This is a genomic window from Nonomuraea sp. NPDC050556 (assembly GCF_044457355.1).
Classification (GTDB): Bacteria; Actinomycetota; Actinomycetes; order Streptosporangiales; family Streptosporangiaceae; genus Nonomuraea.
Map to the genome: position 1 here is coordinate 2,410,313 of NZ_JBITGU010000001.1, position 14,597 is coordinate 2,424,909.

Annotated in this window: 11 protein-coding genes; 7 read left to right on the forward strand and 4 right to left on the reverse strand. The window is 72.5% G+C overall.

Going from position 1 to position 14,597, the window contains the following annotated elements; genetic code table 11:
• Positions 1 to 47: 47 nt before the first annotated feature.
• Positions 48 to 491 carry a hypothetical protein gene (locus tag ACIBG8_RS11780; protein WP_397342633.1) on the forward strand — a complete coding sequence of 148 codons (444 nt, stop codon included), beginning with the start codon at positions 48 to 50 and terminating at the stop codon, positions 489 to 491.
• Positions 488 to 1,699, forward strand: coding sequence for a cytochrome P450 (locus ACIBG8_RS11785; protein WP_397342635.1), 1,212 nt, complete (start codon positions 488 to 490; stop codon positions 1,697 to 1,699). The genes ACIBG8_RS11780 and ACIBG8_RS11785 overlap by 4 nt, the downstream gene beginning before the upstream one ends.
• On the opposite strand, the gene ACIBG8_RS11790 is transcribed toward ACIBG8_RS11785, so the two are convergent.
• On the reverse strand, positions 1,659 to 3,008 hold the full coding sequence (locus ACIBG8_RS11790) for a 6-phospho-beta-glucosidase (protein WP_397342636.1): 1,350 nt from the start codon (positions 3,006 to 3,008) through the stop codon (positions 1,659 to 1,661). The two genes, ACIBG8_RS11785 and ACIBG8_RS11790, sit on opposite strands and share 41 nt — an antisense overlap.
• Positions 3,005 to 3,745: a DeoR/GlpR family DNA-binding transcription regulator gene (locus ACIBG8_RS11795; protein ID WP_397342637.1), complete on the reverse strand. Its 741-nt coding sequence runs from the start codon at positions 3,743 to 3,745 to the stop codon at positions 3,005 to 3,007. Before ACIBG8_RS11795 ends, ACIBG8_RS11790 begins: the two co-directional genes overlap by 4 nt.
• A gap of 82 nt (positions 3,746 to 3,827) precedes the next feature.
• Between ACIBG8_RS11795 and ACIBG8_RS11800 the strand changes: the two genes are divergently transcribed.
• Genes ACIBG8_RS11800 through ACIBG8_RS11820 form a run of 5 tightly spaced genes read left to right on the forward strand, consistent with a single transcriptional unit; the run spans position 3,828 to position 10,477 of the window.
• Positions 3,828 to 4,931: a PfkB family carbohydrate kinase gene (locus ACIBG8_RS11800; RefSeq protein WP_397342638.1), complete on the forward strand. Its 1,104-nt coding sequence runs from the start codon at positions 3,828 to 3,830 to the stop codon at positions 4,929 to 4,931.
• Positions 4,928 to 6,250: an ABC transporter substrate-binding protein gene (locus ACIBG8_RS11805; RefSeq protein WP_397342639.1), complete on the forward strand. Its 1,323-nt coding sequence runs from the start codon at positions 4,928 to 4,930 to the stop codon at positions 6,248 to 6,250. Before ACIBG8_RS11800 ends, ACIBG8_RS11805 begins: the two co-directional genes overlap by 4 nt.
• Positions 6,247 to 7,131 carry a carbohydrate ABC transporter permease gene (locus tag ACIBG8_RS11810; RefSeq protein WP_397342640.1) on the forward strand — a complete coding sequence of 295 codons (885 nt, stop codon included), beginning with the start codon at positions 6,247 to 6,249 and terminating at the stop codon, positions 7,129 to 7,131. Before ACIBG8_RS11805 ends, ACIBG8_RS11810 begins: the two co-directional genes overlap by 4 nt.
• Entirely contained in the window at positions 7,128 to 7,901 is a 774-nt protein-coding gene (locus ACIBG8_RS11815; RefSeq protein ID WP_397342641.1) for a carbohydrate ABC transporter permease, read from the forward strand. The genes ACIBG8_RS11810 and ACIBG8_RS11815 overlap by 4 nt, the downstream gene beginning before the upstream one ends.
• Before the next feature lie 17 nt (positions 7,902 to 7,918).
• Entirely contained in the window at positions 7,919 to 10,477 is a 2,559-nt protein-coding gene (locus tag ACIBG8_RS11820) for a sugar-binding protein (protein ID WP_397342642.1), read from the forward strand.
• Here the strand turns inward: ACIBG8_RS11820 and ACIBG8_RS11825 are convergent.
• Entirely contained in the window at positions 10,461 to 11,273 is an 813-nt protein-coding gene (locus ACIBG8_RS11825; protein ID WP_397342643.1) for a GNAT family N-acetyltransferase, read from the reverse strand. The genes ACIBG8_RS11820 and ACIBG8_RS11825 overlap by 17 nt on opposite strands.
• On the reverse strand, positions 11,273 to 14,479 hold the full coding sequence (locus ACIBG8_RS11830; RefSeq protein ID WP_397342644.1) for a tetratricopeptide repeat protein: 3,207 nt from the start codon (positions 14,477 to 14,479) through the stop codon (positions 11,273 to 11,275). Before ACIBG8_RS11830 ends, ACIBG8_RS11825 begins: the two co-directional genes overlap by 1 nt.
• Positions 14,480 to 14,597 lie beyond the last annotated feature (118 nt).

Consider the following 14,597-nt stretch of genomic DNA (forward strand, 5'->3'; position numbering starts at 1 on the left):
GTATACGACATACATAGTGTATGTTTCCAACACAGAGTAGGTACGCGATGTCGTGGGAACGAACGCACCGCCGCCACGAGTTGCTCCATGCCGTCCTGGACGAGTTCGCCAGGTCAGGACGGCCCGACCGGTTAGCGGCGGAGATCGAGGCCGAGTTCGGCGGTTGGGCCGGTTTCCTGCAGGAGGTGCAGCTGCGCTGGTTTCGCGCCTTCGACGCCCGGCTGGACGGGGTGCTCGAAGAGTGGCCGGCCGACCTGCACGGCGCCCTGGTGCGGCTGTGGCAGGAGGTGGCGGCCGCGATGCCGGAGCATCGGCGCGTCCTGAACGCCTACGCCGGGTACCCGGCGCTGGCCGAGCCAGAAGACCGCCACAGGCGCAGGCTGCTGGCCGCCACGGGAGTGCGGCTGGACCCGATCGCGCCGGTGGAGCACCGGCAGAGCAGGCGTTGCTGGAGAACCCTCGTCACCGCGAGCCTGGGAGGCACAAGATGAGCGAACCGGAGCTGCTGTTCAACCCCTTCGAGCCCGGCTTCACCGACGACCCCTACCCGGCCTACCGCGCCCTGCGCGACAAGGATCCGGTGCACGAGCACCCGTTCGGCTTCTGGCTGCTGAGCGACTACGACGACGTCACGGACCTGCTGCGCTCCGGCCTGTCGGTCAACGAGAGCCTCATGGGCGACGGCCCGGTCCGCGACCAGTACGAGAGCCTGGACGCCGGTGGTGGCCTCAACACGCTGCGGCTGTCGATGCTGGAGCGCGACCCGCCCGACCACACGCGGCTGCGCTCGCTGGTGTCCAAGGTGTTCACCCCGCGCAAGGTGGCCGCGCTGGAGCCGGAGATCACCGCGCTGGTCGATGCCGCGCTCGACGAGCTGGCCGGCGCGCGGTGCGCCGACCTGGTCGACACGCTGGCCTTCCCGCTGCCGTTCGCGGTGATCTCGAAGATGCTCGGCATGGCGCCCACCGACCACACCCGGGTCAGGGAGCTGAGCGGCACGCTGGTGAAGTCCCTCGAAGCGGTCGTCGACGAGGAGACGATCCAGGCGATCATCTCGGCGCGCGACGAGATGACCGAGATCATCAGGGCGCAGCTCGCCTGGAAGCGCGCCAACCCCGCCGACGACCTGCTGACCGCGCTGATCGCGGCCGAGGAGGCGGGCGACAAGCTCACCGACGAGGAGCTCATCGCCCAGGTCGTGCTCCTCTACGTGGCCGGGCACGAGACGACGGTGAACCTCATCGCCAACGGCACGCTCGCGTTGCTGCGCCACCCGGACCAGCTCGCGCTGCTCAGGGAGCGGCCGGACCTGGCGGGCAACGCGGTGGAGGAGTTCCTGCGCTACGACAGCCCGGTGCAGCAGACCAGGCGGATCACGCTGGAGCCCTACGCGGTGGGCGGCAAGGTGATCCCGGCCGGCGCGTTCGTCGTGGCCGTCCTGGCCTCGGCCAACAGGGACGAGAAGGCGTTCGGCCCGGACGCCGACCTGCTGCGCCTGGACCGGGAGAACGCCCGCCAGCACGTGTCGTTCAGCTCGGGGCCGCACCACTGCCTGGGCGCGTCGCTGGCCAGGCTGGAGGGCAAGGTGGCGATCGAGCGCCTGGTGACCCGCTTCCCCGGCCTATCGCTCGACGGCCAGGTGGAGTGGAACGGCCGCATCAACCTGCGCGGCCCGGCGAAGCTGCCCGTGTCCGTGTGAACACCTCGTCCAGGGCGGGGATGCGGGCGCGGTAGCCGTCCAGCAGGCGGCGGGCCACGCCGACCGAGTCCACGAGCGGGTGCATGGCGAACGCCTCGACGGCTCTGTCGCTGGAGCCGTCGAGCGCGGCGCGGATCGTGGCCTGCTCGACGGCCTTGACCTGCTGCACGAGGCCGAGGAAACGGCCGTCGAGCGGGCGCGTGGCCAGCGGCCTGACGCCCGAGGCGTCCACGACGCAGGGCACCTCGACGACCGCCTCGGCCGGCAGTCCTGGTACGGCGGAGCCGTTGCCGACGTCGAGGATCATCGTGGTGGGCTCGCCGCTGGATAGGGCGGCCATGAGGGCGAGCGCGATGCCCTCGTACCCGCCGGCCGCCAGGTCGGCCTCGTCGCGCTCGCCGGTGCGGGCCTCGGCCATGTAGCTCTCGTCGCGTTCCCTGCGCGCCTTCTCCCAGGCGGGCAGGGCGTCGGACGGGCTTCGCCGTACGGTGGCGTAGAAGGTGTCCTGCTGACCGAGCAGCGACTCGCCGCGGGTGCGCGCGCCGATCGCGGCGATGGACTCGCGGGTGAAGTAGTAGTAGTGCAGGTACTCGTTGGGCAGCGCGCCGAGCGTGCGCACCCAGTCGGCGCCGAAGATGCGCGTCTCCTCCACCCGGTCCAGCGCGGCGTCGTCGGCCAGCAGGTCGGGCAGCACGTCGTGGCCGTCGTGGCGCAGGCCGCGCAGCCAGCCCAGGTGGTTGAGGCCCACGTAGTCGGGCGAGACCCTGGCCGGGTCGAGGCCGAGGGCGAGGGCGGCCCGCCTGATCAGGCCGATCGGGGAGTCGCAGATGCCGATGACGCGGTCGCCGAGCACGCCGCGCATGGCCTCGGTGATCATTCCGGCGGGATTGGTGAAGTTGATCACCCACGCGTTCGGCGCCAGGGCGGCCACCCGCTCGGCCACGCGCACGGCGACCGGGATGGTACGCAGGCCGAACGCGATGCCGCCCGGCCCGGTGGTCTCCTGGCCGAGCACGCCCAGCTCCAGGGCGACCCGCTCGTCGGCGACGCGCCCGGCCAGGCCGCCGACGCGGATGGCGGAGAACACGAAGTCGGCGCCGCGCAGCGCCGTGTCGAGGTCGGTGGTGGTCTCGACCCTGGGCGGCGCGGGATGGCCCGCCGCCTGCTGGGCCAGGACGTGCCCGATAGCGTCCAGCCGCTCCTTCGACACGTCGTGCAGCACGACCTCGTCGACGAGCGATTCGCGCAGGAGCGCGCCGTACACGAGCGGGACCCTGAAACCCCCGCCGCCGAGAACGGCCAGCCTCATGCGAGCAGCACCTCCGCGTAGTTGCCCAGGGTCGCCTCGTCGGCGCCCGGATTGGTGACGACCACGTCGACGTCGTCCGGCCCGCACACCCGCAGAGCGCCGGTGCCGGGGAACTTGTGCCGGTCGACCAGCAGCACGACCTGCCCGGCCGCCGCGATCATGGCGCGCTTCAGCGGCACCTCGGCGAGCGTGGTGTCGACGATCTGCCCGTCCCGCCGCACGCCGCTGGCGCCGAGGAACAGCCGGTCGGCGCACACCTGGCTCAGCGTCGCCTCGGTCAGCATGCCGACCAGCGAGTGGTAGGCGCGCCTGACCATGCCGCCGAGCAGCAGCAGCTCGGAGACGGTGTCGTCGCGCAGCACGTCGAGGACGGCGAGGCTGGAGGTGACCACGGTGACCCGCCTGCCGCGCAGGTGGGCGGCCAGCCGCATCGTGGTCGTGCCGATGTCGAGCAGCACCACGTCGCCGTCGTTGACGAGCTCGGCCGCGCGCCGCGCGACGGCCTCCTTGTCCCCCTCGTCGACCACGGCGACCTCGGCGAAGGGCCGGTCGGTGTCGGCGTCGACGAGGGCGCCGCCGCGCACGCGGCGCAGCGTGCCGTCGCGGTCGAGCACCTCGAGGTCGCGGCGGATGGTCGACGGGCTGACGCCGAGCTGCCTGGCCAGATCACGGACGCTGGTGGCGCCGGACTGGCGGACCCTGCGCATGATCTCCGCATGCCGAAGGTGCTGAAGCACGATCGGCATCGTATCAGCCATTTTCGCGCAGATGTGAGCACAGGACCTTGAAGTACGCGCATATACGTGCAAGATTTTCCACGTGTACGATCCACTCGCGCACCAGCGAACGTCAGAAGGCCCGCAGTTCGACGTCTTTCTCGCCGGGACCGTGTTCCTCGACATCGTCTTCACCGGCCTGGCCGCGATGCCCGCAGCGGGCACCGAGGTGTGGGCGGACGGCATGGGGTCGGGGCCCGGCGGCATCGCCAACCTGGCCATCGCCACCAGCCGCCTGGGCCTGCGCACGTCGCTGGCCGCCGCGTTCGGCGACGACGACTACGGCGACTTCTGCTGGCGCACGCTGGCCGAACAGGAGTCTGTCGACCTGTCCAGGTCGCGGCGGTTCGAGCACTGGCACTCGCCGGTCACCGTGTCCATGGCCGTCGACCGCGACCGCAGCATGGTGACCCACGGCCATCCAGCCCCGATGCCCGCCGCCCAGATGATCGGCGTCCCGCCCCGCTCCAGGGCGGTCATCGTCTCGCTCGGCGCGGACCACGACCTCGGCTGGGCCGAGCTGGCGCACCGCGACGGCTCGCTGCTCTTCGCCGACGTGGGCTGGGACCCCTCGGGCGCCTGGTCGCCCGACCTGCTCAACCAGCTCTCCCTCTGCCACGCCTTCCTGCCCAACGCGGTCGAGGCCATGGCCTACACCGGCACCGACCATCCGCGCGACGCCCTCTACGCGATCGCCGACCGGGTGCCGCTCGCCGTGGTCACCGACGGCGCCAACGGCGCGATGGCCATCGACTCGACGACCGGCGAGGAGGCGTTCGTGCCCGCTCCCAGGGTGAACGCGCTCGACCCGACCGGCGCGGGCGACGTCTTCGGCGCGGGCATCGTGCTCGGCACGCTCTGCGGCTGGCCGCTGAACGACCGGCTGGCCTTCGCCGGGCTGTGCGCGGCGCTGGCGGTCCAGCAGTTCGGCGGCTCGCTCGCGGCGCCCGGCTGGGGCGACATCGCCGACTGGTGGCACGAGGCCCGCGAGGGCGACAGGAGCAGCGCGTACGGCGTGGCCCTCGCCCGCCGTTACGCCTTCCTCGACCGGCTCGTCCCCACCTCCCCCGTCGGCGCCGTACGGCGGGCAGCCGCCACGATCGCCCGGCATGCAGACCTGGGACCCACAGAAGGAGTGAACCGATGAAGCGTGCCGTCCTGGCCGCCGGGCTGCTGGCCATCACCGTCGCCGCCTGCGCGCCCGGCTCGTCGGCGCCGCCGTCCGCCGCACCCGCGGCCAAGCCCAGCGCGGTGCCCACCGACAAGCCGGTGACCCTGACCGTCTGGGACCAGGAGGTGCGCGGCGGCCAGGGCGCCCAGATGAAGGCCCTCAACACCGCCTTCGAGACGAAGTTTCCCAACATCACGCTCAAGCGCGTCTCGCGCTCCTTCGACGACCTCAACACCACGCTGCGCCTGGCGCTCAGCGGCAACGAGCCGCCCGACGTGGTCCAGGCCAACAACGGCCGCCCGCAGATGGGCGCGTTCGTGAAGGCGGGCCAGTTAGTGCCGCTCGACGCCTACGCCGACAAGTACGGCTGGAAGAAGCGCTACCCGCAGTCCGTGCTGCAGTACGTCAGCTACACCCCCGACGGCAAGATCTTCGGCCAGGGCAGCCTGTACGGCCTGCCCCAGGTCGGCGAGGTCGTCGGCATCCTGTACAACAAGGCCAAGCTGGCCAAGCTCGGGCTGCAGCCGCCGAAGACGTGGGAGGAGTTCGAGGCGGCCCTGGCCAAGGCGAAGGCGGCGGGCGAGGTGCCGATGCAGCTCGGCAACCTCGACAAGTGGCCGGCCATCCACGTGTTCGGCACCGTGCAGGGCGGCGTCGTGCCCAAGGAGCAGATCGCCGCGCTGGGCTTCGGCCGCAAGGGCGCGTCGTGGAACACGCCGGAGAACACCAAGGCGGCCGAGCAGCTCGTGAGCTGGGTGGACAAGGGCTACTTCAACAAGGGCTTCAACGGGCAGGGCTACGACCCGGCCTGGCAGGCGTTCGGCAAGGGCGAGGGGGTCTTCCTCATCGGCGGCTCGTGGCTGATCGCCGACCTGGCCAAGGTGATGAAGCAGGACCTCGGGTTCATGCTGCCGCCGGGCGAGGCGGCCACGGGAGGCACCGGCCTGCCGTTCGCGATCACCGCCAAGAGCCCCAACCCGGACGCGGCAGCCGCCTACATCGACTTCATCACCAGCCCCGACGCCATGAAGACGCTCACGGACAACGGGCTGCTGCCGATCGCGGACACCGCCCAGCAGCAGGTGGCCGAGGGGCCGCAGAAGGACATGTTCACCGCGTTCGCCGCGATCACCGAGAAGGACGGGCTGCTCCCCTACCTCGACTACGCCACCCCGACGTTCGCCGACACGCTCGGCGCCGCGCTGCAGGACCTGCTGGCGAAGAAGCAGTCGCCGAAGGAGTTCCTCGGCACGCTGGAGAAGGACTACAAGACCTTCTCGGACGCCAACGGATGATCTCGGCCCGACCGCCCGGTGAGCCGCGCCGGGTCGCCTACCTGTTCATCCTGCCCGCCTTCTTGGTCTACGCGGCGTTCCTGCTGTATCCGATCGGCCGGGCCGTCCACCTGTCGCTGTTCGAGTGGGACGGGCTGTCGCTGGGCAGGTGGGCCGGGCTGGGCAACTACGCGGCGATCGTCGCCGACGAGGGGCTGCGGGCGGCGTTCTGGCACGCGCTGGTGCTCATCGCGTTCTTCGCGCTGCTGCCGGTGGCGATCGGGCTGGTATTGGCGGCCGTGCTCAACCACGCCAAGGTGCGCGGGCTCGGGTTCTTCCGCACGGTGGTGTTCCTGCCGCAGGTGGTGGCCATGGTCGTGGTGGCGGTCGCCTGGCGTCAGGTCTACGCGCCGGACGGGACGCTCAACTCGGTGCTCGGCGCGCTGGGGCTGGAGTCGCTGACGCGCGGGTGGCTGGGCGACTACGCCTTCGCGCTGCCCGCCGTCGGGGTGGTGGGGACGTGGTTCGAGACCGGGCTGGTGACGGTGTTGCTGCTGGCCGGGATGAGCCGCGTCCCGCTCGCCCTGTACGAGGCGGCGCGGCTGGACGGGGCGGGGGCGGTCAGGGAGTTCTTCGCCGTGACGCTGCCCTCGGTGCGCGGGGAGGTCGCCGTGGCGCTGACGCTGACGGTGATCGCGGCGCTGCGCACGTTCGACCTGGTGTACATCACCACGCGGGGCGGGCCTGGCGACTCGACGTCGGTGCCGTCGTACGAGGTGTACCACCGGGCGTTCGGGCTCGGGCAGGTCGGGTCGGCCGCCGCGATCGGGGTGACGCTGACCGTGGTGATCTTCGCGATCTCGTTCGTGATCAACCGGTTCGCGGACAGAGGAGCGTCATGATCTCCCGGGCCGAGCGAGCCGCCAACTACGCCATCCTTGGATTTTTCGGGATTTTTGCGCTTTTCCCGGTCCTGTCGATCCTGGTGGGGGCGGGCGGGCCGGAGAACTACGTGCAGGCGTGGGAGATCGGGCAGTTCTCCACCTACCTGCGCACCAGCGTGCTGGTGTCGGCGTTCGTCGTGGTCGTGAGCGTGGTGCTGTCGATCATGAGCGGTTACGCGTTCGGCACGATGCGCTTCCGCGGCCAGTCGGTGCTGTTCTACCTGTTCCTGCTCGGGATCATGATGCCGAGCGAGGCCGTGGCCGTACCCCTCTACTTCGACCTGCGCACGCTCGGCCTGACCGACACGTTCTGGGCGGTCGCGATGCCGCAGGTGGCGCTGTCGGTGGCGTTCGGCACGTTCTGGATGCGCGCCTACTTCCGCGCCTCCTCGCGGGCCATCGTCGAGGCGGCGCGCATCGACGGTGCGTCGGTGTGGCGCACCCTGTGGCAGGTGCTCGTGCCGCCCGCGCGGCCGGCGATCGTCACGCTGACGGTGCTGGTCTTCATGTGGACGTGGAACGAGTTCCTCATCCCGCTGATCATGGTGACCCGCGAGTCGCTGCGTACGGCTCCGCTGGGGCTGGCCTTCTTCTCCGGCCAGCACACCTCGAGTTTCGCCCTGCTCGCCGCCGGGTCGGTCATCGTGGCCACCCCGGTGGTGATTTTCTACTTGTTCCTCCAGCGCCATTTCATCCGCGGGCTGCTCCAAGGGGCGGTCCGCGAGTAAACCCCCTCGGAGGTTCCATGCGTGTGCTGCTCCTGGCCGGACTGCTCCAACTCCTCCCCCTCACAACAGCTCCCGCCCCAGCCGACCTCGACGTCCTGTTCGTCGGCGCGCACCCCGACGACGAGGCCTTCACGCTGTCCACGCTGGGGCAGTGGAAGGAGGATCACGGCGTGCGCAGCGGCGTCGTCACCGTCACCCGCGGCGAGGGCGGCGGCAACGCCGTCGGCCCCGAGGAGGGCCCCGCGCTCGGCCTGATCAGGGAGGCCGAGGAGCGCTCGGCCGTCGGTAAGGCGGGCGTCGGCGAGGTGTTCAACCTCGACGAGGTCGACTTCTACTACACGGTGAGCGCGCCGCTGACCGACCAGATCTGGGGCAGGGACGCCCTGGAGAAGGTGGTGCGGATCATCCGGCAGACCAAGCCGGAGGTGCTGATGACGATGGATCCGGCGCCCTCGCCGGGCAACCACGGCAACCACCAGCAGGCGGCGCGGCTGACCGTCGAGGCGTTCTACGCGGCCGGCGACCCGAAGGCGTTCCCCGAGCAGGGGCTCAAGCCGTTCGCGCCGTCGAAGCTGCTGCTGGGCGGGGCGCGCGGGGTGGCGCAGAAGCCCGGACCCGAGTGCTCCGCCGTGCCGGCCGGGTTCTCCGGCGTGTGGAGTGGACGCCCGTCTGCCCAGGGCAGGACGTGGGCGGCGATCGAGCGGGACGCGCAGCACATGTACGCCTCGCAGGGCTGGGCCGGGTTCCCCGACGTGCCGGCGGATCCGGCCAAGCTGGGCTGCGACTACTTCACGCTGGTCGACTCCCGCGTGCCGTTCCCCGCTCCCGGCACCCCTGCCGCCGCCGCGCCGACCGCGATCCTGGACGGCGCGCTGGTCAGGGCGCCGGGCACGGTCCCTCTGGGCACGCAACTGTCCCTCACGACCAGCACGTTCGACGTACGGCCCGGCGTGCCGTTCACCGCGACCGTGCGCCTGGCCGCGGGTGAACCGCTCGGCCGCGCCTCGGCCAAGCTGGGTGTCCCCGCCGGATGGCAGGTCAGCGGGTCCGGCGACCTGGGCAGGGTGACGCCGGGCCGCGAACGCACCGCTGCCTTCACCGTGACCCCCGCCGCCGGCGCGGCCGGTCGGGCGCGCCTGTCCGCCGCGCTGAGCACGGAACGCGGCACCGGCTACACCGACCGGGTGGTCGAGGCAGGGCCCGCCGTACGCGGGACGCAGCAGTTGCTGCCGCAGGTCGCGCAGTACGAGAAGTGGGCGATCCCGCAGCTGCGCGGCATCGTCACACCCGTGCTCACGCTGCCGTCCGGCGGCACGCGCACGATCGACGTCGCCGTCACCAACTCGGCCACCACCCCGCAGTCGGGCACCGTACGGCTGGACCTGCCCACCGGGTTCACCGCCGACAGGACCGAGGCGCCCTACAGCGGCCTGGCGCCGGGGACGACGGCGGCGGTGCCGTTCACCGTCACCAACTCCGACCCGGCGCTGAAGACCTCCAACGAGGGCGGCGACTACGCCTACACGATCACCACGACGAGCTCGGACGGCTCCCATGTGAACAGGCCCGCGCTGGAACTCGTGCCGACGACCGCCATTCCCAAGGCCGCGCCCAAGGTCGACGGGGTGGACGACTTCCCAGGCCCGGCGCTGGACATCTCCCGGCTGTGGGAGGGCACGGCCTGCTCCTCCACCGCCGACTGCTCGGCCACGGCCAAGCTCGCCTGGCAGGACGACGCCCTCTACGTGCTGGTCAACGTGAAGGACGACGTGCAGGGCACCAAACTGGCCACGGCGGACTGCAAGCGGCACTGGCGCACCGACTCCGTCGAGATCGCCGTCGACCCGCGCGGCGGGTCGGAGAACACCTCGACCACGTTCAAGGGCGCGGTGCTCCCGGTGACCGCCGAGGGTCCGCCGTGCGCGCTGCGCGACGCCGACAACCACCAGGGCGCGTCCGGGATGAAGGTGGCGTCCGTGGTGTCGCCCGGCGGGTACACGGTGGAGGTCGCCATCCCGATGTCGGAGCTGCCCGGCTCGGTGGATCCTGCGCACATGGGGCTGAACATCCTGGTCTACGACTCCGACACCCAGGACAAGACCGGTCAGACCCGGATCGGGTGGTCGACGTGGGGCGGGGTGCAGGGCGACCCGTACCGGTGGGGGGTGGCGACACTGCCCGGCTACCAGCCGGTGACGCGGCCCGCGCCTGACCCGGTGATCCCGGACACGGCGCTGTCCAGCCTGGACTCGCCGCAGTCGCTGGAGCAGGCGGCGCGGCTGGGGCTGCCCCTGGCCGGTGGGCCCGCGGCGACGGGCACACACGTCGTCTCGGCCGTGCCGGGGCAGGGCGGGGTGAAGGTGACGCTGCTGACCCGCACGGCCGGTGAGGCTCACCTGTTCGTCCGCGACGCCCAGGGCACGGCTGGCACCAAGGTCGTCACCGTCGCCCGCCGCGGCCTGACGACGGTGACCGTACCCCTGACCCGCACGCTGGGTGAGCGCCCGGTGTTGCTGGCGGGATGGCGCGACAACAACGGAGGCACCCAGGCGGTTCAATTCACCCCATGGAGATGAGCAGCGGAGCCGCGTAGGCGGTGCGGTCACCCGGGTGGGTGGCCGCGCCGTGGACCATGGTGGCGAGCACGTTGTCGCCGCCGGACACCCCTAGATCATTGAGCCACGGACGCAGCCCTGCGTGCGCATCGAGCACGTCCAGCCGCACGTCGCGGTCGGCGCCGTCGGCCGCGGCGAGGATCAGATCGCGTGCGACGACTTCATTGGGGGCGACGACCGGGCCGATCACCCGCGACTCCCCCGGGTTCCAGGCGATCGCGAACCCGTCGTCGGCGAGCACCACGCTCTCCGCCCTCGCCAGCAACGCGGTCAGGAGGATGCTCCGGTCGGCGCCGGTGGCCGCCGCGTCCATGGCCAGGATGGCGGCGTGGTCGTCCCGTGTCGCCCGCCGTACGCCGGGGGCGGTCGAGCCGGGCAGCGGGCCGGTCATGACGGTCAGCCCGCCGGTCACCGTGAACCCGAGCCGCTCGTACACCGGCCTCCCGAACCGGGTCGCGGTGAGCTCGACCACCCTGCTGCCTGCCCGGTCGAGGGCGTGGCGCATCAGTAGCGTGCCCAGGCCCTGCCTGCCGTACCTGGTGGCGACCAGCATCATGCCGACCGCGGCCAGCTCCTCGCCGTACACGCTGAGCACCACGCACGCGGCCAGCCCGTCGCCGTCGGGCGCGTCCACGCCGTACACCTCGCCCGCGTCGAACATCAGCTGCCACTTGGCCGCGTCCGTCCCCCAGTCACGGTCCTGTTCGAGCTTCTGGCAGGCGGGCAGTTCATCGGGGCCAAGGCGGCGGATAGTCATCACAAGTAGGCATTCTGTACGGCCGGCGCCTCCAACCCAAGTCCGTCGAACACCTGGTGAGCGGCGTGCGCCTCCCCGAGGAGCTGGAGCGCCAGCCCCTCGTGCAGCCGGTACCCGGCCGCGCGCGCCGTCGCCAGCGCCAGCTCCGCGTGCCGTACCGCCACCTCGTGGTCGCCACGAGCCGACGCGCAGGCGGCCAGCCCGAGCAGCGCCTTGGTCTCCGGGTAGCGGTTGCCCGCCGCCCTGGCCAGGTCCAGCGCCCGCGTGCAGTGGTCGAGCGCGGCGTCGACCGCGCCCAGCCGCAGGTGGATCAGGCCGAGCGTGATGAGGGTGTCGGCGACCAGCCGCCGGTGCCCGGTCTGCTGCGAGGCGTCGAGCGCGGCCGTGGCCAGCTCCAGCGCCAGGGCGAGCCGTCCCTCGTCGCGTTCGACGGCGGCCAGGTTGCGCAGGGTGTCCGCCTCGTTGCCCCGGTTGCCGACCTCCCGGTGCAGGTCGAGCGCCTTGCGCAGGGTCTCGCGGGCCTCGGGCAGGCGGCCGAGGCCGTGCTGCACCTCGCCGAGCACGGCCAGGTTGTTGGCCTCGCTGCCCGGGTGCTCGAGGTCCCTGCAGATCTTCAGCGCCTGCGTGACGCACCTGGTCGCGTCGTGCAGGCGGCCCATCTCCAGGTAGAGGCAGCCGAGGTTGCCCAGGTTGACGGTCTGCGCGGGGGCGCGCTCCAGCTCCTCGTTGAGCTTGAGCGCGCCCTTGAGGTGGTCGACCGCCTCGGCCAGCATTCCGAGGTCGGCGTAGGTGACCCCGGCGTTGCCCATGGCGGCGACCAGCCCGTCGCGCCAGCCGGAGCGCTCCGACAGCCGCATGGCCCGCTGGTAGTGCTCGATCGCCTGCTGCTGCCTGCCCTGGAAGCCGTGCAGCCCGGCCAGGCTGAGCAGCAGCGCCGCCTGCGCCCGCTCGCTGCCCTCCCGCTGCGCCGCGCCCAGGGCGCTCTCGCCGATGGTGCGCCACTCGGCCACGCAGTGGCGCAGGAAGAAGTAGCCGCGCATGACGTCGGCCAGCTTCCAGGCCAGCTCGCGCGGCCCGTGCTCGGCGGTGTGGGTGACGGCGGCCATGAGGTTGGGCAGCTCGGTGTCGAGCCAGGTGGAGGCGGTGGTGGGGTCGGGGAACAGCGCGTCGGAGCGCGGCGGGTCCAGGCGCAGGAACTGCGGGTAGAGGGTGCGGGCCGCGGCGTCCGCCGTGTCCAGGTAGTGGAGGTGCAGGCGGACCAGCTCGCCGCGCTCGCCGTCGGCGTACTCGGCGGCGCACAGCCGCAGCAGGTCGTGCTGGGCGAACCGGCCGGGCACCGGCTCGTCCAGCAGGTTGGCCGAGCGCAGCACGGCGGCCAGCTCGGCGGCGGCGCCCGGCTCGGCGCCCAGGAGCGCGGCCATGCCTGGCACCCCGATGTCCGGGCCGGGGATGAGCCCGAGCAGGCGGAACAGCCGCCGCGCCGGGGACGGCAAAGCCGCGTAGGAGAGCTGGAACGCGGTGCGCACGGCGGACTCGGCGTCGCCGGGCACCTGCAGCGCGTCGAGCCTGTTGCCCGCGCGCAGCCGTTCCGCGTAGGCGCCGACGGTGCCCGGCCCGCCGAGCAGGTTGGCGGCCGCGATGCGCAGGGCGAGCGGCAGGTGCGCGCAGAGCGCGGCCAGGTCGAGCACGGCGGTGGGCTCGGCCCTGACCCTGGCCTGGCCGAGCAGCCGGGTGAGCAGGTGGCGTGACTCGTGCGCGGTCATCGCGGTGAGCGGCAGCACCCGCGCCCCGTCGCGGGCGACCAGCCCGGCCAGCGCGTCCCTGCTGGTGATCAGCGCGGCCGAGCCCGCCCCGCCGGGCAGCAGGGGGCGCAGCTGTCCGGCGTCCGCCGCGTTGTCGAGCAGGACCAGCACCCGCTTGCCCGCCAGCATCGTGCGGTAGAGGGCTGCGGCCTCGTCCTGGTCGGTTGGCACCTGCTCGGGCGGCACGCCGAGCGCGTGCAGGAACCGCGACAGCGCGTCGAGCGGCGTCAGCGGCCTGGCGGCCGCGTAGCCGCGCAGGTTCACGTAGAGCTGCCCGTCCGGGAAGCGGTCGAGGGCCCGCTGCGCCCAGTGCACGGCCAGCGCCGTCTTCCCGACCCCGGCCGTTCCGGTGATCACCGCGATGTCCGTGGTCTCGCCGCGCCCGGACAGCAGCCGGTCGAGGCGGCGCAGCGAGGCGGTCCTTCCGGTGAAGGTCGCCATCCCGGCGGGCAGCTGGGCGGGTACGGCTGTCGCCCGCGCGCTGGCGGCGACCGGCACCTCGGGCGGCCGGTTCACGATGCGCTCGCGCGCCCGGCGCAGCTCGGCTCCCGGCTCGATGCCGAGCTCCTCGGCCAGCCTGGAGCGCGTCGCCGCGTAGAGCCGCAGAGCGGTGGCCTGCTCGCCGTGTGCGGCCAGCGCCGTCATGAGCCGGGCGGCCAGCCCCTCGTGCAGCGGCTCGTCCTGCACCACCGGCCATAGGGCGGCCGCGGCCCGGCCGCCGTCCTCGCAGGCGGCGGCGAACGCGAGCGCCGCCTCGATGCGGCGGCGCGCGGTGGCCACGGCTACCGGGTGGTCGCGCAGGCGGCTGGGCGAACCTGCGAGCACCGGGCCGCGCCAGAGTGCGAGCGCTTCCAGATACTCCCCCGCCGCGCTCAGCCGGTCGAAGACCGCCAGGTCGAGGGCGTCGCCGTCGAGGGCCAGCAGGTAGCCGCCCGGCGTGCGCCTGATCGTCTGCGCGCCCAGGCTCGCCCGCAGGCGGGTGGCGTAGACCTGGATGAGGTTGTCACTGGTGCGCGGCGGGCGGTCCTCCCACAGCACGTCGACGATCTCCTCGGTGCCGACGGCCACGCCGGAGCGCAGGGCGAGCAGGCCGAGCAGCGCCCTGGGCATCGCGGCGCCCACGTCGACCTCGACCTGGCCGCGCCGTACGGACAGGGGGCCGAGGACCGCGACCTGCACGGGCTCGTCCGCCTCGAAGGCGGCCAGCAGCTCGGCCCGGTCGACCTCGCGCAGCGGCAGCGCGGCGACCAGCCGGTCGAGCGAGGCGCGGTGGGGGCGGGCCACCCGCCCGCGCTCGATGTCGCGCAGGGTGCGCACGGCGACGCCCGCCCTGGTGGCCAGCGTGTGCTGGCTCCATCCCGCCGCCAACCGCCGGCGCCTGAGCGCCTCGCCTCCGGAGTTCATATGCGTTCCTGCCGCGAATTCTGCCGGTTGCGCCGCCAGGCCAGCCCCTGAGCGCGGCGTCTTGCCCGATCGGGCCATCCTGCCAAATAGTTAATAATCTTTCCAGTAATTTGAAGGG

What these genes read in the sequence shown, in the direction of transcription:
- ACIBG8_RS11780 (WP_397342633.1), top strand. Translation starts at nt 48, where the DNA reads ATGTCGTGGGAACGAACGCACCGCCGCCACGAGTTGCTCCATGCCGTC.
- ACIBG8_RS11785 (WP_397342635.1), top strand. Translation starts at nt 488, where the DNA reads ATGAGCGAACCGGAGCTGCTGTTCAACCCCTTCGAGCCCGGCTTCACC.
- ACIBG8_RS11790 (WP_397342636.1), bottom strand. Translation starts at nt 3,008, where the DNA reads ATGAGGCTGGCCGTTCTCGGCGGCGGGGGTTTCAGGGTCCCGCTCGTG.
- ACIBG8_RS11805 (WP_397342639.1), top strand. Translation starts at nt 4,928, where the DNA reads ATGAAGCGTGCCGTCCTGGCCGCCGGGCTGCTGGCCATCACCGTCGCC.
- ACIBG8_RS11810 (WP_397342640.1), top strand. Translation starts at nt 6,247, where the DNA reads ATGATCTCGGCCCGACCGCCCGGTGAGCCGCGCCGGGTCGCCTACCTG.
- ACIBG8_RS11815 (WP_397342641.1), top strand. Translation starts at nt 7,128, where the DNA reads ATGATCTCCCGGGCCGAGCGAGCCGCCAACTACGCCATCCTTGGATTT.
- ACIBG8_RS11820 (WP_397342642.1), top strand. Translation starts at nt 7,919, where the DNA reads ATGCGTGTGCTGCTCCTGGCCGGACTGCTCCAACTCCTCCCCCTCACA.
- ACIBG8_RS11825 (WP_397342643.1), bottom strand. Translation starts at nt 11,273, where the DNA reads ATGACTATCCGCCGCCTTGGCCCCGATGAACTGCCCGCCTGCCAGAAG.
- ACIBG8_RS11830 (WP_397342644.1), bottom strand. Translation starts at nt 14,479, where the DNA reads ATGAACTCCGGAGGCGAGGCGCTCAGGCGCCGGCGGTTGGCGGCGGGA.